Genomic DNA, 26,343 nt, shown 5'->3' with positions numbered 1-26,343 from the left:
TCCATATAAGATATGACAACTAATTCGGTTACACTCCATTCGCTGGAGTACAAGGATGCTCGGACCTATTGGGTCGCAGCATTGTTCATCGTGGGCAACATCGCCCTGCCGCAGTTGTGCCATCTGCTGCCGGCCGGTGGTCCGATGCTGCTGCCGATCTACTTCTTTACGCTCGTGGCCGCCTACAAGTACGGCTGGAAGGTCGGCGTGCTGACCGCCGTCGCTTCCCCGCTGGTCAACGCACTCCTGTTCGCCATGCCCGCACCGGCCGTGTTGCCGGCCATCCTCACCAAGTCGCTGCTGCTCGCCGCCGCGGCCGGCTTTGCCGCCCGCCGCTTCGGCCGGGTATCGCTCTGGATGCTGCTCGCCGTGGTGCTCTTCTATCAGGTGGTCGGCTCGGCCGCCGAATGGGCCTACACCGGCAATCTGGCCGCCGCACTGCAGGATTTCCGCATCGGAATCCCCGGCATGCTGTTGCAAATCCTCGGCGGATACCTCTTCATCAAATACCTCAAATAGCCATGATTCGGAAAATCTGTATGTTAACGCTTCTCCTGCAGTTTGCGGCCGCAGGTTCCGGCTGCGCTGCTTCGTCCGAAAAGAAGGAGGGGGCAAAAGCCCCCGCCAAGGTCTACATGACGCGCGATATCTCGCCCGAAGGGCTCAGGGCCGTCTACGAAGCCCTCGGCCGCAAGGCCTCGGGCAAAAAGATCGCCGTGAAACTCTCGACCGGCGAACCCGGCGGCAACAACTACCTCAAACCCGCCCTGATCGGCGATCTCGTCCGCTCGACGGGCGCCACGATCGTCGAGTGCAACACCGCCTACGGCGGAGGCCGCGCCTCGACGGCCGACCATCTGAAGGCCGCCGCCGACCACGGATTCACGGCCATCGCCCCGGTCGACATCATGGATGCCGAAGGTGAGGTGCGGCTGCCCGTCGAAGGGGGCCGACACCTGGCCTACGATATCGTCGGCTCACACTTCATGGACTACGACTTCGTGGTTGTCCTTTCACACTTCAAGGGCCACGCCATGGGCGGGTTCGGCGGCGCCATCAAGAACATCTCGATCGGCATCGCCTCCTCGGCCGGCAAGGCCTGGATCCACTCGGCCGGCAAGACCACCGATCTGAACAAGGTCTGGGGCGATCTGCCCGCGCAGGACGACTTCCTGGAGTCGATGGCCGAGGCCGCCAAGGCCATCGTCGACCACTGCGGCGACCGCATCCTCTACATCAGCGTGATGAACAACCTCTCGGTCGACTGCGACTGCGACTCCAATCCCGAACCGCCCCGCATGGGCGACATCGGCATCCTCGCCTCGCTGGATCCCGTAGCGCTGGACAAGGCGTGTGTCGATCTGGTCTATGCCTCGGAGGATGAGGGCAAGGTTCATCTGATCGAGCGCATGGAGTCGCGCCACGGCATCCACACCCTCGAACATGCCGAGGAGCTGGGAATCGGTTCGCAGCAGTACGAACTGGTCGATCTGGACAAAAAGTAGGGGAGTGTCCCCGCTTCAGGAAGACTGCGCTTCGGGAAGAGATTCCGGAGTGCTGGAGGGTGTCCCCCTCGGCAATCGGGCCGAACAGGCCCGTTACGCCCTGCTCCGGGCCGAAGCATCAACTCGCGCCGGACTCGACGCGGACAACGATTCGCTGCTGCGCATCGGCGATGTCTACCGCTGAAACGCAAGGCGGAGCCCCTCCCGGGATGGGAACGGCAGCGCCTCTCCGGAGGCTGTCGGAAAGCCACCGAATCCTGAGAACCACGTTGCGAAACCTCAGGCAGATCCCGTACTGCCCGAGGTCTTTTTTTGAAAGTCGCGATCGACAAATTTACCGGCCGGGGAGTTCCTCACTCCCGGCTTTTTCGTATATTTGTTGTAGTTTGATGTATTTTATTTGACTATCAACATTTTGTAGAAAACTCGCACGAGAATGGGCAACGGATAAGAAAATGCGGAACTGTTTGGAAGTGCCATATTCTCATGCTTTCAAATAACTCTTTATCTCATTTGCAAAGGTAACATTTCTTTTTGAAAAGTCCTCATAAAAGAGCCGTAATCTCACAAGAACATATCGGAAAGTGAAGCCTACCGTAGCCGAGTCCCCATAACCACAGGCAAAGGTAATCCGTGTTCTTTTCGTACAAGCAAGGCCAAGCCCTTCGGGTTCGTGGAAAAATCGTCCTCGCCCGGAGGGCTTGCGGTATTTTTCCCCGAAGCCTTGCATGTACGGAACACGGCCTTTTAAAGCCTGTAGTTATGGGAACTCCGGCCCCAGAAAGCCGGACTAACAAAAAATCATAGTCATGTTGCAGAAAACAAAGAACAAGTACACAGTGGAAACACTCAAGGCACTGAATGTTTCCTATGACCATGACCACCGGCTGACACAGGAAGATACGGATATGGTCAACGCCTATGTGGAACTGATAGAGGAAACACGGTCCGAAACCACCCCGCAGGTCGGGGACAGACTGATTTATACAGACAGGCACGGAAGCCATTATGGCAATGCGCTCATTGAAAAAGCCCAGGAAGGAGGACTCGTATCCGTATGCGAGGAACCCTACATCCCTTTCCTGTGGAAAGAAGACAGGAACATCCGCCTGAGCGTCAGCGGCGGGGCATTCCATTCCGTCAATCCCCAAGAAATGAAGTTTGTCCGATGGACAGAAGGCGCCTTCAAGGACTGGGGACATTGCGGAGCCTGCGCCAATGGGGCCGTGGCATTCACGGCAAGGGTGCCATTGTGGTCCTATTCCGAACCGGAACCTCTTTACGGCAAATTCACGACGGAAACCTACCGCCGCTTTTATCTTCACAGAAAGACAGATGCGGACGCTGGAAACCTTTATCAGGGTGACGGCATCGCTTTCCGTGACGAAACCGAGTTCCGGCAATTCCTGAAGGATTACGAAGGGACAGTATTCAAGGGCAACTGGGAAAACCAGATTGTGGTATGGTGCTTCCGCCGCGAATATGTATTCCTGCCATCCGCCGAATGGGCAAGGATTGATGTCCCGGCCGAAGAGCGGAGGCTCAACTTCCATCCCGAGCAAGTGAAGATTGTCAAGGACATGGAAAAGCACACCACTTGCTTTTACCGGATCCAATCACAGAATTTCCAACACATAAAATCCAACTGACATGCAAACGACAGCAACAACCAGGGTCGGCAACGCTCCCGACCTGCTTTCCGGCATTCTGAGCGTACAGGTGAGAAACGAGGACAAAATTACGGAACAGGACCGCCTATACTGCCAACGGCAACAGGACCTGCTCTACGAAACACTCGACCGGATAGACCGGTGGTACGCCATCTTCAAGGAAGAGGCGGAACGGTACCGGGAAGAAAAGAACTTCAAGTATGAGGACAACGGCAAGGTCTCCATACGAAACTATCATTTCAACTACAGCGGCAAGGATGACTATTCGCATAATGAGTTCAAGCCATTCGACCTCCTCAATGAGCTTGTGGGCAGCAACTACAATGCCAACTCCAATTTCGCCGACCGCATCATCTCCTATTTCAACAAGACCTACAACGTGGCGGTTCCCGTTCCCGCGGTTGATGAGAAGACCCTGCGCATGGGCTTCCGTCCCGTCTATCAGACCTATGTGGATACGGTCATCGAACACCTCGGCGGCAAGAGTTTCCGGGAGACAGCCGAGGTGGAACTGCTGGCCCGTTTCCTGAAGACGGTACAGCCGGCCCGCTGGAGCAAGGCCCAACCCGAGCTGAAGAGGGACAAAATCACTTTCCCCGGAATCGTGTATTGGGACAGCATCCATCTGGAATACCACGGCGAATATGAAATCTCATATGATTCTTATGGTAAGGTAAATGCTTTCTGCGAAGGCATCGCCTACGGCTCGGATGACGTGATAAACGGTTCCATCAGGATAGTTTCCGGGCTTGACGAGCGTAATGTGGACATCACCAGATGGTATGACCTCACGACCACCAACGCCGGTCAGATCAAGTTCTACAAGAACGGACGCATCGACATACGCTTCAAGGACAGCGCGGCTGCCGGGAGCTGCTTCAAGCGACTCCGCCTTGACGAAATCACGCTCCAGGAAGACTGATTCATGAAAAGCTTATTCCGACACCCCGTAAGGCATCCTTGCGGGGTGTCTTCGTTTCCAACCCTTAAAAAAGTAAAGACATGTATGCCATCATACCACAGAAGATACCGCAGGACAGGCGTGCCGAGGTCAACGAGAAGATTCTGTTCGCCATAGACTCCGGAAAGGACCTCGTCCCGAAGGAAAGCATCTACAACTGCTACACGGGCATCGGAGGGCTGCACGGCCTCAGGCAGTCGGACTTCGCCAGCTACCACGAATATGCCGAGGCCAAGAAGGAGGCGGAAATGGGACAGTTCTTCACCCCGCATGAAGTATGCAGGGACATGGTGGAGGCCCTTTCCCCGACATCGACGGAAATGGTGCTTGACATGTGCTGCGGCATGGGGAACTTTTTCAACCACCTGCCCAATATGCACAACGCCTACGGCTTCGACATAGACGGCAAGGCGGTGGCCGTCGCCAGATACCTCTACCCGGAAGCCCATATCGAGAAATGCGACATACAGCAGTACAATCCCGAACTGCGTTTCGATATCGTCATAGGCAACCCTCCCTTCAACTTGAAGTTCGATTACAGGCTGTCACAGGAATACTACATGGACAAGGCCTACGACGTGCTCAACCCTGCCGGTTTCCTGATGGTCATTGTCCCGCTCTCCTTCATGCAAAGCGAGTTCTGGGAAAAGACCCGTGTGACAGGTGTCAACTCAAATTTCTCCTTCATCGGCCAAACCCGGCTGGGCCCGGCAGCCTTCGCCCCCGTCGGCGTACAGGACTTCGCCACGAAAGTCATGGTATTCCTGCGCCGTTCCCTCCACATCGAAATGCAGCCATACAATGCGGAGGAGTTTGTCAGCATGGAGGAACTGAAGGGACGCATTGCCGAAGCGCGGAGGATGAAACACCGGCTGCGTCTTCAACTGATGCGGGAGGCCAGCCACATAGACAGGGAGGAACTGGAAACATTCGAGTACAGACGGGCCAAGTACATGTACGAGCTGAAGGCACATCCCTCACTGAACAGGCACATCAAGAAGGCGGAGGCCCTGGTCACGAAGTTCCGCAACCAGAAGCCGCCGGAGGGCGCCACCAAGGAACAGATGAAGGAATGGGAACGCAGGAAGCTCACGACGGGCCAGGTCCTCGGCATCATCCGCAGGTACATCACCTCCCAGAATGTGGTGCCCCGCAAGGAAGTGGCACTGGTGAAGACCTCCTACGGCTTCAAGCTGGAACAGTACGCTCCCCGCCTGCTCGACAAGGTCACGCACAAGGCGGCCGGCATCAACGACCTCATACTCGGAAGGGCCGAACTCCCGATGCCGGAAATCGTCACAGAAAAGAACATGGGCCAGATCCGTGCCGCCGAGAAATTGGTACGGCGTAAGAGGAGGCAGTATGAAATGCAGAACCGGCCATTTCCGGAGATGGAGGAAGACGGCAGGCTGAAAGAATACCTGGACCGGTGCACATTCATCAACAAGGACGGCGAGGTCTGCGAGTTCACCGCCCTGCAGAAACACGACCTGAACCTCGTGCTTCAGAAACGCTACGCCCTTCTGAACTGGCAGCAGGGCTCGGGCAAGACCGCCGCCGTCTATCACCGGGCAAAATACCTGCTCAAGTTCCGGAAAGTGAGGAACGCCGTCATACTGGCGCCGGCCATCGCCACCCACATGACGTGGATACCGTTCCTCACCGTAAACAGGGAAAGGTTCAGGATGATAAAAACGGAGAGAGACCTTGAGGACATTCCGGAAGGCATGTTCCTTGTCGTCTCCACTTCCATGCTCGGCAGGCTGAAACGGGGCCTGACACGTTTTGTCAAGCGCACGTCAAGAAAGCTGTGCCTCGTCTTCGACGAGTCGGACGAAATCACCAACCCCACGTCGCAGCGTACAAGAAACGTCCTGTGCATATTCCGAAGGCTCAGGTACAAGATCCTCGACACCGGGACGACCACCCGTAATAACATTGCGGAACTGTACAGCCAGTTCGAACTGCTCTACAACAATTCGATAAACATAATATGCTGGAGCCCGCAAGTCTATCATGAGAACAGGGACCGCGAGATAGAGGAAGAGAACAATCCGGATTACGGCACCCCGTTCCCCGCCTTCAGGGGGCATGTGCTGTTCCGCGCCTGCCACTGCCCCGGCAAGACCACCGTGTTCGGGATAGAGAAACAGAACCAGGACGTCTACAACAAGGACGAGCTTTCCGAGCTCATCGGCAAGACGGTCATCACCCGCAAGTTCCGTGACTTCGCGGGCGAGAAATACCGGATACGCACACATGCCGTCCGCCCCTCGGAGGGAGAACGCGAGGTGTACCGTATCATCATCGAGGAGTTCTACCGCATCTGCGAGCTGTACTACAACAGCACGGGCGACACGAAGAAAGACGCCGGCCTGAGGCTCATAAGACAGATCAAGCTGCTCATCAAGGCCTGCTCGGTGCCGCACCTGATAGACGGATATTACGGGGACGGGTATCCCTGCAAGACAAGGTACATTGAAAGGCTTGTGAGGAAAATCCCCGGCAAGGTGGCCATCGGATGCACCACGCTGGCGGCCTTCGACCTCTATGAGGGCTATATCCGAGAGCATTTCCCCGACAGGCCGGTGTTCGCGGTCAAGGGGGACGTGGCGTTTCGGAAACGCCAGAGCATCGTGACGGAATTCGACTCCACCATCAACGGCATCCTGATATGCACCCAGCAGAGCCTGAGCAGCTCGGTGAACATACCCACCTGCAACGACGTGATCCTGGAATCGCTGCAGTGGAACATACCGAAGATGGAGCAGTTCTATTTCCGCTTCATCCGCCTGGACTCAAAGGAAATGAAGAACGTGCATTATGTCACCTACGAGGACTCAGTCGAGCAGAACCTGATGGCGCTGGTGCTTACTAAGGAGCGTCTGAATGAGTTCATCAAGACGGGTGAAGTCAAGGAACAGTCCGAGATCTTCGAAGAGTTCGACATCACGATGTCCGTCATCGACAGCCTGCTTGTCCGCACGGAGGACAGCGAGGGGAAGATACACATCAGCTGGGGCAGCCAGCGCATAAACAGACAGGGGCAATGAAACCAACGACAGCAGACCGCAGATTCCATTCCACAGGCAAAGGTAGCCCGTGTCCTTTCCGGCCGTGCAAGGTCGGGCCGCAGGCGGTTTTCAGGAAAATCATCCTCGCCTTTACAGGCTCCGGTATTTTCCTGAAAAACCCTGCACAGCCGGGACACGGACCTTTGATGCCAGTGGAATGAAATCCACGGTCATAAACATTCGTATGACAACAACAAAAAAACAGAAGATTATGGACTTGAACCGTTCAGAAGTGTCCGTGACGACACAACACCTCATAGACATGAGACAGGAAAGGGACAACTGGCTCCAGATGTCGGATTTCGGCGACATGGGCGAGTTCCTCCATGCCTGTTCGGACCTGTTCCCGAAGGAACGCGAACCCGAGTACAGATACCTCGGATGGGAAGACATTCCAGACCTGCTGATCAGCCGGGAATGGCTCTGCCCGAACTTCTTCGCCATCAGGGACGCTCTTGAGGCAATCGGCAGTGAAGATACGGAGCATTTTATTACATGGAGCGGACATTACGGATACGACATCACCTCCGACGACCCGTACATGATGGTCGCACACTATCTGGACTTGTATGGGTATGCAGTTACGGAGCCGGAGGACGACCCTGCGGACATGGCGGAAAACGAGCTTGTCTACACGGGGGTATCATCCTATTACCTTGACATTCCCCATTCCAGATATGAGATATTTGATGACAACTACAATTAAAAAAACACATGGATATGAGAATCAACTTCAAGAGCCAGATAATGCCGGTGGACCCGTATTCACAACTGGCATTCGTAGAGATACTGAACATCATCCTGTCGGCCAGGCACATCGTGGACGTGAACAGGCTCCTGATAAACAGGAATGTCAACCCACAGTTCGGCTCGCTGTCCGGTTATTTCAGATGGTCATTCGCCGGGGAGCGGTTCACGCTCTGGCAACGCATGGACTACAACTCCATACAGTGTTTCAACACCGGAATACTGGAGATACACTTCGGCGCCCTGGCCGCCAGGGGCAACAGGAACGATAGCAATATGTTTAACTGAAAATAACAACGGATATGGCAACGACAGTCAAAGTCCCCAACCGGGACATCGCAATCCGGGCGTTCGACTACCTGCGCCGTGAGCACAAGACATTTCCGGCCTTGCGCCTGGCATACCACCTGTTTCACCACGAGGGCATATCCCTCGGCATTGGCGACACGGACTGGGACATAGACACGGCCCTGCAAAGGTACGGCGGCGAGCCGAGGACCGGATACGGGCATTCCGCCCATTTCAACTTCAACGGGAAGACCGCAATGGAACGTGATAAGTTCCGGCAGGTGTTCCATGAAGAGGACAGATAACCGGAGGGCGGCTGAAAAGCCGCTCTCCGCATTTATAAACGACATGTCTTAAAAAAATCATTAAGAATTATGGCAAAGTACGATGTAAGAGTAAGGTACTCCTTCGAGGGTACCTACAAGGTCGTGGCGGAAGACCGCGACGAAGCTGAAAGAATGGTGACGGAAGACTGCGGTCTGGTACTGGGCGGGAACATCCACACCACCTGTGACGATGACGAGGTGACGGATTGGAAGTTTGGCAGCCATCCCGACATGCAGATCCTGTCTTTCAGGGAACGGGACAAAAAAAGCAGGGTCAAATACACCGCCATGTGTTTCGACGACAGGGTTGAAGAACTGCGGAAAGACATCATCGAGGCCATCAGGCAGCTTATGCACACGGAATGACAGGAATCACATTCAGTGGCAGAGATGATGATCCGGTATGGGTCATCTGGTTCAGTAAGAATGGAGATCCCTATGAATGCCAGGTGACGGGGCTGGAAGTCACGGACAGCAGCCTGACGGTATTCGCGTCGGAAAAAGAAAGCGGAGACGAAGTGACTTGCCACACTCCGTTCGAACTCGGAGCCAGCAACATCGACTGGCTCAACCAGATGTATGAGGCAGCTTGGCTGCGACTGGAAGATATGAACAATAAATGAAAAATGTAACCGAAAATGAACCTGCATATGAAATATACAGCAGAAAACGCAGTATCCAGCTTCTTCTACTACATGTGGAACAGCTGGAATGAGGAAGAATGCAAACTCGTGTACGGGAATATGTCCCGTCACTTCTGGGAGAAATGGTGTCAAATGACGAACAAGGGTGTATTCGGAGCTGCCGAACGGTTCTATGCGGAACTGTCTGACACCTACCGGGAGCTTCTGGCGGGACGGGCCGTTGGACTTTATGACGGAAAAGCATTCCGGAAACAACCGGAGGACAGGGAAATCCTTGTGTGCGCATCCTGCGGCTCAAAGAAAATAGAGATCCAGACCTGGATTGATGCCAATACAGACGAGTTCCACAGCGACGTGGATGACGGCATGGACAGCCGGTGGTGCCGGGAATGCGAAAACCATACGGGTTTCGACACACTGGAAGACTTCAAGAGAAAAATGGAATCCTGGTGGGTCTCCGCAGACCTCCGGCTGAAAGGAAGGATAACCGGTCAGAAAGGGACAGACCATTTTCCGGATGACGGGCCACAGGCGTTTGCCGATACCGCGAATGCCTGGTGGAAATCCATGGACTATGACCGGAAACGGAACATTTACAAGGAATACGGACATTAAAATACTGATTATATGAACAGAAACATCATTGACCTGATCTGCGGCTCATGCGGCTGCGGCAGGCAGGAGGCACAGGAATACCTGGACGCCGAAATCCGGTACCTGCAGGAATTGCAGGACGCGAACGACCTGAGAGACGGTGACATTGAGGCCGCGTGCTGCAATCTCGGCCTTGACCTTGACTTCCAGGAATATTTTATCAACCGCCTCGCAGGGGCATAACACCTTACGCTTATGACTTATTTTCAGAACATACGAAGTCTGGCGGGCCTGAAGAAGGAGTACCGCCGTCTGGCAATGCTTCACCACCCCGACAAGGGCGGTGACATTGCCGTCATGCAGCAGGTGAACACCGAGTTTGAAAAGCTCTTTGAAGTCTGGAAAGACAAAGCGGACATTTCCGGGACTTCTACCGGATATGAATGTGATTATTCGGGGGCCACGGCAAAGGAATACACCGAATACGTGTACAATGAATACCGTTGGAAAGGACGCAACTATACCGAACAGTCCGCGCCGGAAATCACGGAACTGGTACGGAGCTGGCTCAAGGAGGCCTATCCGAGATACAGGTTCTCGGTCAGACGCGAAAACTACCATTCCATCCACGTCCGGCTGATGAGGGCGGATTTTGAGGCTTTCACCAAAGAATCCGGGAAAGTGCAGGGAGACATCAACCATTACCATATCGCATCCGACAAGTCACTGACTGACCGCGCGAAAGAGGTGATGACGAATGTCCGTGATTTCGTGATGTCGTACAATTTCGACGACAGCGACCCCATGACGGATTATTTCTGCACCAATTTTTACCTTACCCTCGGTATCGGCAACTATAAGCAGCCTTATAAGGCCGAATTGCCGAAACTCACGGGCAAAGACAGCCTTGAAGTGTTCACGCATCCCGAAGGACCGGCACACAAGGCGGTGCGCCGGGCACTGGGCAAGGCACGGTTCGGCTTCATCGAGAGCCGGAGGCATACCGGGGAGATGATACTGGGGGAAGACTTTTACGGCTCACAGGGCGAACACTATTTCTGGCCTAAAGAGTATTCGAGTGCAAAAACGGCGCAGAAACGCATTGACAAACTGGAGAAAGCAGGCATTCAATGCAACCTTACAGGCTATAATGGCGGTTATGTAAGCGAATATATTATGTAAAAAGTGTATGCTATTCAATTTATTATTAGGCATATAATTGTAGAACTATTTACATTATATTTAATAGAGTGAAGAGCTGTAGGTAAACAGACTCTTCATTCTATTTTGTCCCTCTATTTATATTTTACTTGCAGAGCTTTTAAGAATTCCATTAAATCTCCATCTTTTTGCCATGCAGTTTTACTTTCCTGAATAATACCAGGTGCCAGTTTTTCCAAAGCCTGCTCTTTTAATTTTTCACTTGCTCTGGCATATATTTCAGTTGTTGTTGTAGAAGCATGTCCAAGAAAGTCACGAATATAGACGAGATTTATACCCGCTTCCAACATGTGCATGGCTTTAGAGTGCCGAAAAGTGTGACAGGATATATTGCTTGGTATCAATTCCAAATATTGTTTCCTCGCATTTTTAGCATGTCTTTTCACAATATCCAATACGGCCATTCTCGTCAACCTTTCTCCTTTTGGATTCGGGAATAATGGATGGCATCTATATTGTGAAGCAAAAAGATTGTTCTCTTCCATATACAACTTTAAATTTTTCACTTGATTAGTAGAAAGAGGAACTACTCTAATTTTATTTCCTTTCCCATGTAATTTTACAGTAGTAGTTTCTCCTAATCTTATATTCTCCGGAGTAAGGTTTATAATCTCTTGAACTCTTGCACCGCTATCATACAACAACCCCATAAGAACAAAGTCTCTACGCCCTTTACGAGTTGATAAATCTGGTTGTCTAAGTAATGCCTGTACTCCTTCTGTAGTCAGATAAGACATTTCCTTAAAAGGTGTTCTTTTCTGTTTGATACTCAATATAGCTTGCCAATAAGCCATGCCCTTAACTTCCCGATATTGAAGATATTTGAAAAAAGACCGCAAGGCGCTTAAACGATTGTTTCTTGTTGATATTGAGCATTTTCTCGTTTCTTCCAGCCAATGCAGAAATCCTAAAACTCTTTCTTTTGTAATTTCTTTGAGGAATAGTTTTTCCGGTGCTATTAATTCAATCTTATACATGTATTGTATAAAAAGCATGAATGTTGCACTATACTGTTTTACCGTTTGATAGGAACAGCCACATTCCATTGTGAGGTAACGGTTTAAATAATCTGTGAGATATTTTCCGAAATCTGTCATACACTAAAATTTTAATACATAATTAATCTATCATTTCATCCATGTTTGGAAAAATATGATTGTAAGCCATATCTACTTGTTTTACAATTTCGGGAAACATGGTCTCCACTATTCTGACATATTTATTTGTAGCGGCAATGGATTGATGTCCCATATACGTCATTAGTATCAACATCACATTATATATATCTTTACCAGATTCACATAATTGCACAAATGAATTTACACAGAATGTATGTCGAAGGTCATGCAGACGAGGTCCTTTTCGATTTTCATTTCGTACGATGCCGGCACGTTCTAAAATATGATTGAAAATGTTTGAAATTGTTTTTGATGAAATCGAAGTATCATTACATTTTACAAAAAAATAGTTTTCCGGATTAATACTAAGCCCAAATTTCTGTTTTTTAGCCACATAATCACGGCACATCAGTGCTAAGGAAGGAGAAAGAGGGACATATCTATCTTTCCCATTCTTACATTCTCTAAGTAATAGGCATTCATTTTTGAAATCAATATCACGGTGCTTCAATTTTACAGCCTCACCTATACGGATTCCTGTACCGTACAGCAGGCGGATTAGGCATGGTATGGAAAATCGAGCTGAATTGATTATGTGGTGATAGGCATTTATTCTGTCGCACTCCTTGAAGATTCTTTCCATTTCGTCAGGCGTGTAAATGTAGGGTACAAAATTTGATTGATGTTTGGGCAATACTGGAATATATGAATCATATCCGATTGTTTGCAGGAAAGAAGAGAATCCTCGAAGAATGATAATCCTATAATAGCGGTTATCTTCAGATTCTCCTGGGAATCTACAGCACCAAGCATCTGCCAAATCTTTGGAAATTCCCAGAACCTTCTCGTTTCTATCATTGGCCAACTTGTCAAAGCGCTTTAACAAACATTCCATCACAGTAGTTTTGCAACCTATATTTTGCTTGTATTCTATATATTGGGTAATTAACCCAGAGAATACACTATATAATTTACCAGTTCTCTTTCTCATAAATTTCCAAGTAAAATATTTCAGGAATTTGAGGTACTTCAAGTGCGCATTGTCTTAGATGCTTCAAATCGACTTTTACATAACTCATGGTAGTTAATAAATTGGAATGTCCGAGAATTTCAGAAATAACGCTTGGTGATTCACCATTCTCAAACAAATTAACAGCAAGACTATGACGTAAAGAGTGAGGACCATGTTTGCGTGCTGATATATCTATCTTGGCAGCTAACATCCATTCTGAGACAATTCTGCTCAATGCATGGGGTGAAATCCTTTGATATGGAGCCATATGTTCCAAAAAAACATGCGGACTGTCAATATCAGGTCTTCCGAACTTGATATAATCAATAATGGCATTTCCTATTTCCTCTGATAATGGAAATGAAACAGGCTTCCCCGTCTTTGCCTGCACAATGGACAAACGGTTGAACTCCCATTCAAAATTAGCATATGTAATTCCTACTATATCCGAAGCACGGAGTCCATAACGTGCTGCAAGTAGAAGCATTGCATAGTCGCGTTTTCCTTTAGGACAAGATCTGTCTATTGCGTCCAGCATTTTTTTTATTTCCTCCCTACTATAATATGATGGTAATTGAGGATTTTTTGGACGATGAAGACATAAAATTCTATCCCAGCGGGAAAAATTGCAATCTGCTAATAAATTACGCTCACAAGAGTATCTGACAAAGGCTCTTACAGAAGAAACAACGTGAGGCCAAGGACGTTTCTTTCGCTTCAATTCACGTAAGAACAACAAGCAACAGGGAATGTCAAACTCTTTAACCGTTTTGTTGTTTTCTTTTAGGAAATCATACAACTCCCTCAAATACAAGTGATATCCGCTCACTGTTCGAGGACTTTTAATTTTCCTTTCATGACAAATAAATTCATTGAATTGTATGCCTAAATCTCCATCGTATTCAAACATGGGACTTCGTGGAGTTGGTTTTCCAATGATAATTCCTGTATGCAGAACTTCATTCATTATTCTTATATGCCTAACCATGTTCTTTTCAAAATTAGACAGTTGGGCGTATGCCATACCTTTGTGACGAGTTTTCAAAAAATCTTCTCCCACACAATCAGAATAGATTTCAATTCTATTTTCCAGCATATAACATTCCAGTTTATTATAACTACTCTTAAATGCACCAATAGTTAAAGGTGCATAATGTTTTTCACGCAGTTGCTGGACAACTTGTTTCCTTAATTCATAAAAATTGCTTTCTTCCATAAAACATTATTTATTGTTTGATATTAATTGAAGCTCCATTTATTTGATTTAATGGAGCTTCAATATATCTCTTATTAGGAAATAATGCTATGATTCTATCTAATAAATTAAGAATTTTATGTAAAAAGTAATCCTATACAAAATGAATATACTATTTGTTAATCAGTAGTTTATATCTTCTTTATTTACATAATATATTCGCTTACATAACCCACGTTGTAGGCCAGTACGCTGACGAGCAACGAATCGCGCCCCAGGTAGCTGAACATACGGCACAGCCTGCGCAAATCCGCCCTCAGAATGGAATCCCCCTGAGCTTTGGAGATGTTGTTGGTGAACTTTTCTCCGGGCAGTACCTTGTGCCCCCAACCTACATAAGGCCAATGCTTCCTTTCACCATGCCAGCCCTCGAACCGCTTGATGCACTCGACGGCCAGATTGAATCTGTCCTGTCCCTCCTTTACCGGATTTTCCGCCCACAGCGGCATACCCAAAAGGCAGACGGCAGCCAGTATTGCGCCCCTCATGGCAGCACGGATTTTCTGATCAGGCCGCCGGCAGGATGAAGGACAACGGCCGTATCGACCGGCTGTACCATGACCTGGGTGCCGGTGTCCCCGTTGCCGGCGGCATCCCCGCCATCCTCTCCGTCATCGCTCTCGTTGTTGAAGTCGAAGGTCAGCAGGCAGAGTTGGGCGGGTTCGCTGTTGTCCTCGAAATAGATGTCGATGCTCTGCTGGTCCTCGCATTCCGAAGTGTAGTACAGGCGGAACACCTCCCTGTCCAGCGGGTAACGGTCGTTGGGCAGCAGCACCATGCCGTCGTCCATGCGCAGCGTGCCTTCGCCGTCCGGCTGGAAATAACGTATGGTATAGCGGGCGTCGGAGAACCTCCCTTCCCGTTTCAGCTCGCAGCGGATTTCCACGGTCTCGCCTTTCACGATGCGTGTGGGCACGGGCATCGTTTCTACCGTGAATGGATAGGACTGCTGCACGTCAAGGTCATCGCTGCACGAGGCCAGCATACTAAAGGTCATGCCCGTCAGGGCGCACACAAGGGCGGACAGCCCTTTCCTGTTCATAATCGTTTTCATATTCATTTCTTGTTTTAACGGTTTGTAAAAGATATTTCTCTCCGGGCGGGAAATTGCTTTCCAGGTATTCGTTCAGGTCCTTGCAGCCGGCATACAGGTCGGAACAGTCGTCAATCCTGTCCCCGTATCGTTTCCGCAGGAGGGCCAGCGTCCTTTTCCCGGCATCGTCATTGTCAAGGTAGCACCGTATCCTCCCGTAACGGTCCAGATAAGGGAACGCGCGTTCGGCCAGAGCCACCGAATTGAGGACGACATGGTCCTCTCCGCAGTTGATGCCGAGCACCATCCACGAGAGATAGTCGATGAAGCCCTCGAACAGGTTACAGGTAAGTGAGCCGCCTCCAATGACGGAAATGTCCTTGGGCGGCAGGCACCATTTCATGAACCTGCTCCGCAGCTCGTAGCCCCCGCTCACGTTCCTGAACCCGACGGCGAAATACCGCTTGCCGTACAGCCGGAACCGGACCTCCTCACAGTTCGCCCGTGCGATGCCGGCAGGGATGCCGCGCCCTTTCAGGTAGCCGAGCAGGGCGTCGGAGGCCAAAGGTGTGCGGACCACCTCCTCGAACCGGGAGGCTTCTTTCCGCCTTGTCGTCCGCGTCCCTTCCTTCACACGCGCCTTTCCGGCATGTCCCGGTACCGTGCCCCCATACACTCCGGCGATGAACCTTGCCTGGGCCATGAAACTGTCCGTACCGGCAATTTCCCCGGCGAGGGTGAAGATGTCGCCGCCATGCCCCGTGCCGAAGTCATGCCAGACCCCCTTTCGGGTGTTCACATGGAACGACGGCGTCCTTTCCTCCCGGCAGGGTGACGAGTACCAACACTCGTCCCCGTGCCGTCTGACCGGCTCGTGCCCCAGGCGGGACAGGAATTCCTCGATGGGAATGCCTCTTATCATTTCTATATCCATAGGCGTCTAATTGAGGATGAATTTCAGTCCCAGCCCGAACTGTGTCGTGAACACGCCGAGCGAGCTTCCCCACAGGGCACGCTCGCGGACACTCGCAAGCAGCACGATACGGTCCGTAATGTAAGTCTCAAGCTCCAGTGTCAGGGCGCCGCCATAGATGAAGGCATCCCCGTCAAGGAGCGTGGAGCCGTCGGGCATCCTCCTCTCGCCCCAGTTCACCGTCTCATAGCCGGCCAGCGCAGAACCTCCAAGGGAAAGGTAGAAAGTCTTTGTCGGGTCGGACAGGAATTTCAGGAAGTAACCTCCCTCCGCCGTGAACTGCGCACGGGGAATGGCATTTCCCCGGTAATCATAGTTCCTAAGCAGGTATTCGGCACCGGCTACCCAGTGGTTGGCCCTTTTCGTATATCCCGACACGGCGAATCCCGTGTACCAGTTCATCGGGGATTTCGACCCCTCGGCAAAGCCGCCCCTAAGTTCCACGCCCTTCATGCCGGGCAGGTACCGCTGGGCGTATGCCTGCCCCGACGACAAGGCAAGCGATACGCAGGCGGCAAGCAAAAACAGGCATCTCTTCATGGTCATTTCACTTTAAGTTCGTTGATGACCCTCGCTCTCACGATATCCTCACTTTCCACGGTGAAGGTCTGGTGCCGTCCTCCGCTCTTCTCGTGCATTTCCACCACCAGCATCTTGTCGGCGGGGATGGTGAACTTGTCGAAGACAAAGACGGTGCGTTCCTCCTTTTTCCCGGCTATGATGGTGGCATAGTTGTAGGCACGGAGCGGGAAAATGACCTGTTCCTGGATGGCCGTGCGCTTCATCACCTTCTTGTCCACGATCTTGAACGTGATGAAATCCACGTCATAGGGCACATTCGACGTATTCCTGATCTGCGTGTGGAAATAGAGCAGCCCGTTGTGGGTATAGAGCCCGCGCAGCAGGTACTGGATGCCGAACGCCTGGCTGCCCACATGCTTGATGTGCCGTTTGTTGTCCTTGTGGATGGCCTTGGCTATCAGATGCACCAGCTTCGGCGACTCGCTGCCGAGTTCCTTCAGGTAGATGTCCATGGCATTGTTCGGACGGTTCACCTCGCTGCCGTCATGGATGAAGTCCTTCATCTCGATGTTCAGCAGCAACGGCTCGTCGGCATACTTCACATTGAACGTGTAGAAACTTCCGCTTTCTGTAATCACCGACATGTTGGTTTCCTCACGGAAATTCCTCACCGTGGCCTTGACACGGATGATATTCTCCGCTCCGTCTGCCTTGCCCGCAATCAGGTTCGGGGAACCGAGGTCCACATAGCGCACCGCCGAGGGGAAGATGATGTGCGTGGTCTTTCCATAAGTGACTTCCAGTCCGTAAGGCGGGATCATGCGGTCATAGGTGAGTTTCCGTGACAGGCCGTGGTAGATGTCCCCGTCCTCCTGTCCGGGATAGATGTCCTCCACGAGGGTGATGTTGTCCGCAGCGGTCCGCGTGGAATCCGCCGCCTCCTGTGCGGAAGCGGCCGTAGTGCCCGAAATAAGGGCAAGCATTACAAAAATCTTTTTCATGTCCGTTGAATTTTTAATTGGTTATTGATTGTTGTCCTGATACAGCATCAGCGTATATCCCGACTTGAGATGCACCTTCTCTTCGCGCATCTTCCTGGAGATGTACTGCGACAGGCCCTGTATGGCTCCCCTTCCAAGCTCGGAAAGGAGCTGGTCCCCCGCCGACTGGTTGGTGATGGAGATGGTCGTGCCGAGGTTCTGCCCCATGTTGGCGGCCACCTCCCTGACCGCATTCGCCTCCATCGAGCCGGGAATGAATATCCCGTCCTGTCCGTCGCTGTCCAGCACGGCCAGTTCCACCGGAATGACGGTGCCGTCATGCTCGACCTGGAGAATCCGGATGTCAAGGCGCTCTCCCTGGATGCGTCCTTCGCCCGTAAGCAGGGTGTTCCGTGGCAGGACATGCCCACCGACACGCATGGCCTCCAGCAGCCTGAGACGCACGCTTTGCCCGCTGATGACGGTCTGGTCGCCGTGCACACAGGCACGGACGGTGTTCCTTGCCATTTGTGTCCCGGCATCGCCCACAGCCGTGTGAAAGCCCGCATCCGCTGCGGAAAGCAGTCTTGTAAGCTGTACCGAATCAGTGACAGGCTGAGGAAGGAATGACACCACCGGAGCGGAGACCAGCCCTACGGGAATGGCTTCCGCCTTCCTGCCCTTTGACGGACTTTCCGCTTCACGGTTGTCCGCAGTTCCCGTACTGCCGCCCGCCGGCATGTACCTGGCGGCAAGCTCGTAGGACTTCTCCAGCAGGGACACCTGCTCCTCGTAGCTCGGTCCGGCGTTCTGCCGCGCAGCCGCCTGGCGGAGCTGTTCCACCTCGGCTTTCAGGGCCTCCTTCTCCGGATCTTCCTCCGGACTCTCGTAAAAACTTCCGAGCGTGGCGTTGATGTCGTTGTAGGCCGAGGCGGAAGAGGCGAAAGCTTCCGACCTGCCGTTCCCGCCGCCCCGGTGCTGCCGGCTTCCGCTTTCACGGACGGCATCCTCCACCATATCCGATTCCGGAACATTCTCCAGCCTGCGTTCATCTGCCAGGGCGGAGAAGTCAGCCAGCGTGCGCATCTTCTCCTCCTGCCTGCGTTTCATGTCCTCCTGCTCGTAGGCGGCCAGCTTGTCCGCCTCGATGCCCGTGCCTCTGGGGTCGGGCAGTTCGGCATTGAATCCGGCCTTCCTTTCCTCTTCCTGCCTGTCCTTCTCCGACGGGGCGAAAATCAGCCACATGCATCCGAGGAACAGCAGGAACATGCCTGTGAAAACCAGGCATTTCCTGACTTTCTGCTTCTGTTTCAATTTATCTGCGTCCGTACTCATGGCCTTACCTGTTGAATTGGTTAAAAAACTCTTCCATCTCACGGACTTTCCTGTCAGAGAGGGTATCCGCAGGCACAAAGTCAGGAATGTCAAGAGGCTCTATTTCGATGACCTCCCTTCGGGCATCCTCCCGTCCGATGTCATATACCGCACGGAAAATCATATAGAAATTGCCCAATGCGAAAAGTGCGGCCGCCACGAGAACGGTCGCCGTTCTCTGCCGGGGGCTGAGCCTGTCACAAAGGCCACGCAGCCTGCCCCCGATGAAATCCTTGATTCTTACATACATTTTTCCCATGATTCTTGATTTTATCTGTCATACATTCTGATATCCCGGTTCTCCAACACGCGGAACGCCTCCAGGATGAACCCGTGCGGGTTGTTGTCGCTGCGGGTGGAGTTGAGCAGCCGTCCCTGCGTCACGAGGCTCCGCTCCGTGACGCTCTTCTCCCTGATGATGAAAAGCCGGGCGTAGGTCGTGACGCCGTACGGGTAGGCGTTGAAGTCGCACCTGACGCTGTCCACCTCGATGCGCTGGCTCATGTTGCCCGAGATGACGCGGTTGTAGTATCCCTGTTCCGCCAGGTCCACATAGTGGGTATAGGCGGAACGGTCGCTCAGAAACATGGCCCGCTGGATATTGCCCTCGATGGCGTCCTTGTCGGGCGACAGCGTGTAGAACAGCTCGTGGAAGCGCCTGACATGCTCCCTGGCCTCGACGGGACGGTTCTGTTCCAGGTCCTGCGAGAGGGCGAGCATGAGCGACCTGCCCTCGTCCAGCACATAGATTTTCTGCCGCTGTGATTCGGCGAAGCTGTACGCCTTCCATACGGAGAAGCCCACGAGCAGGGTGCATACCCCCAGATAGACAACCCCGAACAGGCGCAGGTGCCGGAAAGCGGTCTCGATGTTTGTCAATGATTTGAATTCCATTCTTCTTCAGTTTTTAGATGATTGTCATTTGAACAGCCTTCCGGCCACGTTGCCCACGGCGGCACCGGCGGTGCCCGCCACCACGGACCCCGTCTTGGACGCCGTCTGGCTCACGTTCTTCCCGTAGTTGCCCGCTCCTCCGCCTGCCTGCACAATCCAGTTCGCCACGGTCGGAATCGTGAAATACCCGATGATGCCGATGATGAGGAACGTGATGTACACGGCGTTGGAGCCGTCCGGGATGAAGTTGGGGTCGGACAGCTGCTCGATGTCCTTCTGGAGCATCAGCACCTGTATGCGGGCCAGGACGCTGCTGAACAGGTCAGAGACGGGCAGCCACAGGTAGATGCTGATGTAGCGCACGAACCACTGGGAGAGCGAGGCCTGGAAGCCGTCCCAGCAGGACAGGGCGAACGAGATGGGGCCCAGTATGGAAAGCACGATCAGGAAGAACGTCCTGAGTGTGTCGATGACCAGCGCGGCGGCGTTGAACATCAGCTCCAGCAGCTCGCGGAAAAAATTCTGCACGGACTTCTTCATGTTGTACATCGCGCGGTCCACATACATTCCGCAGGCCTCAATTGCGTCCAAAGCTCCCAGTTCGTCCAGTTTGTTGTCGAACGCCTCCTTGTCCACCAGGTAGGCCGTCTCGGGATTCCTCCGCATCGCCTCGAACTCCAGCCTGTCCTTCTGCTCCCTATACTCGTTCATGTCGAAGGTCTGCGTTTCCAGTATCCTGTGCGTTCCGGTCACAATGGGCGACAGGACGCTGTTAAGCGTGCCCAGCACGATTGTCGGGAAGAACATGATGCAGATGCCCAGGGCGAACGGACGGAGCAGCGGGAAAACGTCTATGGGTTCGGCCCTCGCCAGCGACTGCCAGACGCGGTACGCCACATAGAACAGGGCGCCCAGCCCGGCAAGGCCCTTGGCCACGCCGGTCATCTGCGAGCAGAGCGGCATCATGTCCGTGTAAAGACTTTGCAGAATCTGGTGCAGATTGTCAAAACTCACAGCCAACAATACCATAAGCCATACATTTGAAATTACCAATAGCGTTCATTGGGTGAGCCGTAGAGGGCCATCACACGGTCCAGGTCGTTCCGTTTCTTGGCACGCAGGTAGGACACGCCGATGTTCTTGTTGGTGTAATACTGCACCAGGCTGCGGTACTGCAGCATGTCCGTATAGCACCGGTCGATGATGTCCATGCGTTCCTTGTCGTTCATCGAGAGGCCGTTCTCGTTGACCACCGTCTTCAGGTCCGTCAGCAGGTGGGCGCTCTCCTCCAGAAGCTTCGTGTAGCCGAGAGCGATGGCGCTCAGCTCCTCCGGCGTGAAATAGGGGTCGCTGAGCATACGCTCATAACTGGTCACATAGATTTCCGTGATGTCGCCGACCATCAGGATGGTCTGCTGCACCTTCCGGGCATCGCGTACCAGATTTTTCACTTTTCTAAGACCGTCATAATACTCCTTGCCCTGTTGGTAGATTTTGACCGTCTCCTGAAAATTGTTGAGCATGTTACTGGCCGTCGAGGACGTGTGCACAATATTTTTGGCGGCATTGATGATGCCCTGTGCAAGATTGCCAGGATCGCTCACCACCCATTGGGCGTGCGCCCTGCCTGCCGAAAACAGGCAGAACAGGCATAATGCCGTAACGATTCTTGTTTTTGTTTTCATTGTCATTTGATTTTAATTGTTCGTTGATAAATGATTTTATTTTTTCCTCTTGCTCTCGGCCAGCTGCTTGATTGCCAGCTCGATATTGCCACTCAGTTTCCGGGTAAGCCGCATCAGTTCCAGCTTTTCCGTCTCCTCGGTCGTATAGGTATAGTACTCTTCCGGAGATACCTCGGTGGCATAGACCGCCGACTGGGTTCCGCCAAGACCTATCCATACTTCCTTGTACTTGCGAGACGGGCTGTTGGCCATGTTGATGGAAAGGATCTGCGCACGTTCCTTGTCGGTCAGGCCGAGCAGGGACTGGATCTCGTCGAACTTGTTCATATACTTGCGCTGGTCAAGGAGAATCTTGCAGTCGCTGTTGTTGATGATGGTGCCCTTGACGATGGGGGACGAAATGATGTCCTCCACTTCCTGCGTGACCACCACCGCCTCACCGAAGAACTTACGGACCGTCTTGAAAAGGTAGCGGATATAGTTGCTCATATTGGCGGATGCCAATGCCTTCCAACATTCCTCAATGAGTATCATCTTCCGGATACCTTTCAACTTTCGCATCTTGCTGATGAAGGTTTCCATGATGATGATGGTGACAATCGGAAGCAGCACCTTGTTGTCACGGATATTGTCCAGCTCGAAGACAATAAACCGTTTGCCAAGCAAATCAAGCTGTCTGTCGGAATTCAACAGGAAGTCATACTCGCCACCCTTGTAATAAGGTTCCAGCACGTTCAGGAATCCCCACACGTCAAAATCCTTCTCCCGTGTACGCTTGGTCTTCAGGATTTCCTGATACTCGTCGCGGATGAACTCATAGAAGGTGTTGAAGGACGGAACCACGGTACTGTCCGTGCGTATCTTCTCCAGGAAGAGATTGACCGCGTTGGAGAGCGCCACCTCCTCGGCGCGTGTCGGCGGCTCGTCGTCCCGTTTCCACAGGGTGAGGATAAGCGTCTTGATGGACTCCTTCTTTTCGATGTCGAAGACCCCGTCCTCCACGTAGAAAGGATTGAAGGCAATCGGGTCGCTCTCCTCGTAGGTGAAATAGATGCCGTCCCCGCCGTGTGTACGCGCATGGATAAGGTCGCAGAGCCCTTGGTAGGAGTTTCCGGTATCCACCAGCAGCACATGCGCTCCCTGCTCGTAATACTGGCGCACCATGTGGTTGGTGAAAAACGACTTTCCGCTGCCCGAAGGCCCGAGGATGAACTTGTTGCGGTTGGTAATCGTACCGTTCTTCATCGGCAGATCGGAAATGTCCAGATGGACAGGCTTTCCGGTCAGACGGTCCACCATGCGGATGCCGAAGGGCGAGAGCGAGTCCCGGTAGGAAGTCTCTCCGACAAACAGGCACAAGGCCTGCTCGATGAAGGTGTGGAAGCTTTCCTCAGACGGGAAATCGCCCGCATTGCCCGGTATCGCCGCCCAGAAGAGTGCCGGCACATCGACCGTGTTATGGCGGGGTTTGCACTCCATCAGGGCGATCTGGCTGCCCACATCGTTCTTGATACGCTTCATCTTCTCCCGGTCGTCACTCCAGGCGAAGACGTTGCAGTGCGCACGCACGGAGGTGAGTCCCTTGCTGTGCGCCTCGTTCAGGTATTCGTCTATCCATTCCTTGTTGATCTGGTTGGAACGGCTGTAACGGGAAAGCGAGTGCATGTTCCTGGCGGTCTGCTCGAACCTTTTCAGCGTGTCGGCGGAATTGTCGATGAAGACATACTGGTTCACGATATGGTTGCACGTGAGCAGGATGCCTATCGGCGCGGCAAAGGAGAGGCGGCAGTCGCTGCGGTCCGTGGAGAGCCGTTCATACCGGCTGTCCGTACCCACGGATGACGGTAAATCCTCCGTTTCAGAAAGGGTATGCAGGCAGAGCAGGTTGTCGCCGACCTTCATTTCCCCGGCTCCGAGGGTGATGTCCTGCAGGCTGGTCGTATCTTCCTGCGAAAGCGAGAAGTATTTCTCTATGATACCCGCGGAGGTTTCCGTGCCGGTAATCTCTTCGTCCGTCAGCCGGACTATGCGGAGCAGGCCGCTGTCGTTCACAATACGCTCGAACTGCCCGCAGCATTCCAGGAACCGTGCGACGGTATCCTTGTCCTGCATCTCCTTGGGGATGATGAACCCGCGCGTGAGGGCATTAAAACTGCTTGTCGTGCGGCTGTGCTCCTTCGTGGTCTTTGTCAGGAACAGGTAGCAGGTGTGGTTCAGGTATGGCCGCTCATTGAAATGCCTTTCAAAACTGCGGCTGAGGAAACTCAGGTCCTCTCCACAGGTGTCCGGCTTGTAGCTCTCCTCGATGAAAATGTCCTGCTTGTGCACGATGCTGTACTCCGGCAGGACCTTGACGGCCTTTACCCAAGTGGAATGAATGGTCTCATACTCGGCTCGTGTCAGCGTGAACACCTCCGGAAGCTCCACCCTGTAGGCCACGGTGATATCTGCGTCCTTGCTGATGATGCACCCGTGCTCGACGGCCATCAGCGGGAAGCGGTTTTCCAGCGTGGCGGTTTTCATGATGTTTCTCATACGTTTCTTCTTTTTTGATGGTTCGGGAAAAACAGCCGGAAGAAACTCCTCCGGTTGATGATGTAGCGGGGATGGCGGCGCAGCGCCTGGAGTTTCATCAGCCCCCATTCGCCGTACTTCGCGTTCAGGCGGAAAGTCACCCAGACAAGCACAGAGGCGCAGACGGTGCCGAAACCGATGCACACCCACTGGCTTACGCCGGCCATGTACATGACGACGAACACCACGAACAGGGCGAGCAGCCCGCCGGCGAAGATGAACAGGTACTGGCTTTTCAGCCCCTTAAACTCAGGGTTGCGCCCGATCCCCTTGTTGACCGTGTACTCCGACATAATCACAGGAAGAATGAGCGGAGGATGGTAGCCGCCACGATTAAGAATATACATGCACCGAACCATGAGGCCGCCGTCTTGGAAGTGTCCGGGTCGCCGGACGAGAACTTGGAATAGACCTTCACGCCTCCGATAAGGCCGACCACGGCGCCTATCGCGTAAATCAGTTTGGTTCCCGGGTCGAAATAGGAAGTGACCATGTTGGTGGCTTCCGTGATACCGCTGATACCGTTACCTTGGGCGAAAGCCCCTGTCGTTGCAAGCAGCATCATGGCTGCGAAAAAGAATCTTTTTTCATGTGTCGAAACTTTTAATTGGTGAGATAAAAAATGATTTCGACTGCGAATATATAGGATATAATCTGTTGATTTACAAGCCTGTCGATATGTGTCACCGGGTGTCGTCACGTTACATCGGCAGGGTACTCCCGGCAGGAGGAAACAGTATGTAAGGCGTCCTTTAATCCTTACCGCAAAGGTATCCCCGTGTCCTGACGGATGCGGCAAGGCGGACCGGTATCCGGCTGCCTGGGAGAAAATCTTCCGCGCTCCGCTTGCGGTATTTTCTCCCGCCAGGCCTTGCCACATACCGGACACGGGGCTGTGGGGCCGGTAAGGAATTAAACTCCGGCAGACGGAAGCCGGGGATTGTCACACTAAAAACAGAAATGTATGGATACGAAAGAAAGGAAAGTGGCGGCGTTTACAGGTCACAGGAAGAAAAGGATGCTGCGGGGCGACGCGGACAACCAGGCCCTGGCCGGACAAATCAGGGAAAAAGTCTCGGACATGGTCATGTACCTGTACGGACAGGGATACCGCGAGTTTTATACAGGCATGGCCCAAGGGTTCGACATGACGGCGGCGGAAGCGGTCCTAAAACTGAGAGAACACTATGAAGATATAGCGTTGGTGGCGGCGATTCCTTTCAGAGCCCAAGCCGAATGGTTTAACCCGCAAGACCAGATGCTTTACAGGGAACTGCTTAAGAAGGCTGACCGGGTAGTGATGCTTTCAGAAAAATATTACAGGGGATGTTACCTGCGCCGTGACACCTATATGGTCAGCAGGGCTTCAATGGTAATAGCATATTGGGACAACGTGTGCAACGGAGGTACATACCATACCGTGAAAAAGGCCGTGGAAACTGGACGGGAAATCATCAATCTGTTTACTGGAGAAGTGATAACGGACATAACTGCATTGCAAAACAATCATGAACCAAATAAACCGAATATAAAATGGACAGATTAAAAAATAGAAACTTATGAAATCAAAGGAACAGATTACAATCCCTGACCATACAGGGAAAAGAGAAACACGATTACTCGCTTTTGTATGGAACTGCGGTTTTTTCAGCAGAGACGTTTCTGATGAGAAAATCATTGAGATGTGGAGGAAATCCCCCGCCAGAAGTCTGGATGATCCTGAAGACGAGACATTCTACGATGTGGAATGTCTGACACCCGATGAACTGGCTGGACGAATCAATGACGAGTCTTTCGCGCATACGGAGGATTACGTACGTTTCATCAATGTCAGTCCCGACCTTTTGTACCCGGATAGGAAATAGGATATCCACCGTCTCATATCGCATACCC

The 26,343-nt window shown here is 52.4% G+C and carries 28 protein-coding genes and 3 pseudogenes; 15 read left to right on the top strand and 16 right to left on the bottom strand.

All coding sequences use genetic code 11. From position 1 onward, the window contains the following. Window positions 1-12 precede the first annotated feature (12 nt). The 13 genes and pseudogenes from B5E60_RS05625 to B5E60_RS05560 all read left to right on the top strand — a co-directional run. Complete coding sequence (locus tag B5E60_RS05625; protein ID WP_087310172.1) at window positions 13-519, top strand: ECF transporter S component; 507 nt, start codon at window positions 13-15, stop codon at window positions 517-519. A 2-nt stretch (window positions 520-521) separates the two neighbouring features. Next, the gene (locus B5E60_RS05620) at window positions 522-1,505 is read left to right on the top strand and encodes a DUF362 domain-containing protein (RefSeq protein ID WP_087310170.1); all 984 of its coding nucleotides are present in this window, start codon (window positions 522-524) and stop codon (window positions 1,503-1,505) included. Window positions 1,506-1,509: 4 nt separating this feature from the next. Continuing rightward, window positions 1,510-1,689: a hypothetical protein gene (locus B5E60_RS13745; protein ID WP_143260676.1), complete on the top strand. Its 180-nt coding sequence runs from the start codon at window positions 1,510-1,512 to the stop codon at window positions 1,687-1,689. Between the two features lie 625 nt (window positions 1,690-2,314). Further along, window positions 2,315-3,154 (top strand): DUF4121 family protein, encoded by an 840-nt coding sequence (locus B5E60_RS05610; RefSeq protein ID WP_087310168.1) that lies wholly within the window; start codon window positions 2,315-2,317, stop codon window positions 3,152-3,154. A gap of 1 nt (window position 3,155) precedes the next feature. After that, window positions 3,156-4,097: a hypothetical protein gene (locus B5E60_RS05605; protein WP_087310166.1), complete on the top strand. Its 942-nt coding sequence runs from the start codon at window positions 3,156-3,158 to the stop codon at window positions 4,095-4,097. 80 nt (window positions 4,098-4,177) lie between these two features. Further along, entirely contained in the window at window positions 4,178-7,189 is a 3,012-nt protein-coding gene (locus B5E60_RS05600; protein ID WP_087310164.1) for an N-6 DNA methylase, read from the top strand. A 232-nt stretch (window positions 7,190-7,421) separates the two neighbouring features. Next, on the top strand, window positions 7,422-7,916 hold the full coding sequence (locus B5E60_RS05590) for a hypothetical protein (RefSeq protein WP_087310397.1): 495 nt from the start codon (window positions 7,422-7,424) through the stop codon (window positions 7,914-7,916). Between the two features lie 14 nt (window positions 7,917-7,930). Continuing rightward, window positions 7,931-8,245: a hypothetical protein gene (locus B5E60_RS05585; RefSeq protein ID WP_087310395.1), complete on the top strand. Its 315-nt coding sequence runs from the start codon at window positions 7,931-7,933 to the stop codon at window positions 8,243-8,245. Between the two features lie 14 nt (window positions 8,246-8,259). Then, complete coding sequence (locus B5E60_RS05580) at window positions 8,260-8,550, top strand: hypothetical protein (RefSeq protein WP_087310162.1); 291 nt, start codon at window positions 8,260-8,262, stop codon at window positions 8,548-8,550. A gap of 69 nt (window positions 8,551-8,619) precedes the next feature. After that, window positions 8,620-9,194, top strand: a pseudogene (locus B5E60_RS05575) (hypothetical protein). A gap of 27 nt (window positions 9,195-9,221) precedes the next feature. Then, window positions 9,222-9,830 (top strand): hypothetical protein, encoded by a 609-nt coding sequence (locus B5E60_RS05570; RefSeq protein WP_087310393.1) that lies wholly within the window; start codon window positions 9,222-9,224, stop codon window positions 9,828-9,830. 12 nt (window positions 9,831-9,842) lie between these two features. Next, on the top strand, window positions 9,843-10,052 hold the full coding sequence (locus B5E60_RS05565; protein ID WP_087310160.1) for a hypothetical protein: 210 nt from the start codon (window positions 9,843-9,845) through the stop codon (window positions 10,050-10,052). A 12-nt stretch (window positions 10,053-10,064) separates the two neighbouring features. Continuing rightward, a pseudogene (locus B5E60_RS05560) lies at window positions 10,065-10,973 on the top strand (LPD29 domain-containing protein); the annotation flags it as partial. Window positions 10,974-11,104: 131 nt separating this feature from the next. On the opposite strand, the gene B5E60_RS05555 reads toward B5E60_RS05560, so the two are convergent. From B5E60_RS05555 to B5E60_RS05480, 16 genes and pseudogenes are all read right to left on the bottom strand, one after another. Then, window positions 11,105-12,127: a tyrosine-type recombinase/integrase gene (locus B5E60_RS05555; RefSeq protein ID WP_087310158.1), complete on the bottom strand. Its 1,023-nt coding sequence runs from the start codon at window positions 12,125-12,127 to the stop codon at window positions 11,105-11,107. Between the two features lie 22 nt (window positions 12,128-12,149). Beyond that, window positions 12,150-13,139, bottom strand: coding sequence for a tyrosine-type recombinase/integrase (locus tag B5E60_RS05550; RefSeq protein WP_087310156.1), 990 nt, complete (start codon window positions 13,137-13,139; stop codon window positions 12,150-12,152). Continuing rightward, complete coding sequence (locus B5E60_RS05545; protein WP_087310154.1) at window positions 13,120-14,376, bottom strand: site-specific integrase; 1,257 nt, start codon at window positions 14,374-14,376, stop codon at window positions 13,120-13,122. The genes B5E60_RS05550 and B5E60_RS05545 overlap by 20 nt, the downstream gene beginning before the upstream one ends. A gap of 209 nt (window positions 14,377-14,585) precedes the next feature. Beyond that, window positions 14,586-14,903, bottom strand: a pseudogene (locus B5E60_RS05540) (glycoside hydrolase family protein); the annotation flags it as partial. Further along, complete coding sequence (locus B5E60_RS05535) at window positions 14,900-15,457, bottom strand: DUF3872 domain-containing protein (protein WP_239403241.1); 558 nt, start codon at window positions 15,455-15,457, stop codon at window positions 14,900-14,902. The pseudogene B5E60_RS05540 and the gene B5E60_RS05535, both read right to left, overlap by 4 nt. Then, window positions 15,402-16,382 carry a toprim domain-containing protein gene (locus B5E60_RS05530; RefSeq protein WP_087310152.1) on the bottom strand — a complete coding sequence of 327 codons (981 nt, stop codon included), beginning with the start codon at window positions 16,380-16,382 and terminating at the stop codon, window positions 15,402-15,404. Before B5E60_RS05530 ends, B5E60_RS05535 begins: the two co-directional genes overlap by 56 nt. Before the next feature lie 6 nt (window positions 16,383-16,388). Next, on the bottom strand, window positions 16,389-16,961 hold the full coding sequence (locus B5E60_RS05525) for a conjugal transfer protein TraO (protein ID WP_087310391.1): 573 nt from the start codon (window positions 16,959-16,961) through the stop codon (window positions 16,389-16,391). Window positions 16,962-16,963: 2 nt separating this feature from the next. Next, window positions 16,964-17,944, bottom strand: a complete 981-nt coding sequence (gene traN / locus B5E60_RS05520; protein WP_087310150.1) for a conjugative transposon protein TraN — start codon at window positions 17,942-17,944, stop codon at window positions 16,964-16,966. 21 nt (window positions 17,945-17,965) lie between these two features. Continuing rightward, window positions 17,966-19,258 (bottom strand): conjugative transposon protein TraM, encoded by a 1,293-nt coding sequence (gene traM, locus B5E60_RS05515; protein WP_087310148.1) that lies wholly within the window; start codon window positions 19,256-19,258, stop codon window positions 17,966-17,968. Window positions 19,259-19,262: 4 nt separating this feature from the next. Then, window positions 19,263-19,556, bottom strand: coding sequence for a TraL conjugative transposon family protein (locus B5E60_RS05510; RefSeq protein ID WP_087310146.1), 294 nt, complete (start codon window positions 19,554-19,556; stop codon window positions 19,263-19,265). Window positions 19,557-19,567: 11 nt separating this feature from the next. Beyond that, window positions 19,568-20,191 (bottom strand): conjugative transposon protein TraK, encoded by a 624-nt coding sequence (gene traK / locus B5E60_RS05505; RefSeq protein WP_087310144.1) that lies wholly within the window; start codon window positions 20,189-20,191, stop codon window positions 19,568-19,570. 24 nt (window positions 20,192-20,215) lie between these two features. Next, window positions 20,216-21,220: a conjugative transposon protein TraJ gene (gene traJ / locus B5E60_RS05500; RefSeq protein ID WP_087310142.1), complete on the bottom strand. Its 1,005-nt coding sequence runs from the start codon at window positions 21,218-21,220 to the stop codon at window positions 20,216-20,218. A 17-nt stretch (window positions 21,221-21,237) separates the two neighbouring features. Further along, window positions 21,238-21,876 (bottom strand): DUF4141 domain-containing protein, encoded by a 639-nt coding sequence (locus B5E60_RS05495; protein ID WP_087310140.1) that lies wholly within the window; start codon window positions 21,874-21,876, stop codon window positions 21,238-21,240. Window positions 21,877-21,912: 36 nt separating this feature from the next. Then, window positions 21,913-24,411, bottom strand: a complete 2,499-nt coding sequence (locus B5E60_RS05490; protein WP_087310138.1) for a TraG family conjugative transposon ATPase — start codon at window positions 24,409-24,411, stop codon at window positions 21,913-21,915. Then, entirely contained in the window at window positions 24,408-24,743 is a 336-nt protein-coding gene (locus B5E60_RS05485; RefSeq protein WP_087310136.1) for a DUF4133 domain-containing protein, read from the bottom strand. Before B5E60_RS05485 ends, B5E60_RS05490 begins: the two co-directional genes overlap by 4 nt. A 2-nt stretch (window positions 24,744-24,745) precedes the next feature. Then, the gene (locus B5E60_RS05480; RefSeq protein WP_087310133.1) at window positions 24,746-25,015 is read right to left on the bottom strand and encodes a DUF4134 domain-containing protein; all 270 of its coding nucleotides are present in this window, start codon (window positions 25,013-25,015) and stop codon (window positions 24,746-24,748) included. 399 nt (window positions 25,016-25,414) lie between these two features. Here B5E60_RS05480 and B5E60_RS05475 point away from each other — a divergent pair, with 399 nt between their 5' ends. Beyond that, window positions 25,415-25,996 (top strand): SLOG family protein, encoded by a 582-nt coding sequence (locus B5E60_RS05475; protein WP_087310131.1) that lies wholly within the window; start codon window positions 25,415-25,417, stop codon window positions 25,994-25,996. Between the two features lie 13 nt (window positions 25,997-26,009). Further along, the gene (locus tag B5E60_RS13740; RefSeq protein WP_072544865.1) at window positions 26,010-26,315 is read left to right on the top strand and encodes a hypothetical protein; all 306 of its coding nucleotides are present in this window, start codon (window positions 26,010-26,012) and stop codon (window positions 26,313-26,315) included. The last annotated feature ends 28 nt before the right edge of the window (window positions 26,316-26,343 follow it).

It is taken from the genome of Alistipes sp. An116 (genome assembly GCF_002161005.1).
Lineage (GTDB): Bacteria > Bacteroidota > Bacteroidia > Bacteroidales > Rikenellaceae > Alistipes > Alistipes megaguti.
Note: the sequence above shows the minus strand (reverse complement) of the source record. Positions and strands in the feature narration are given on the sequence as shown.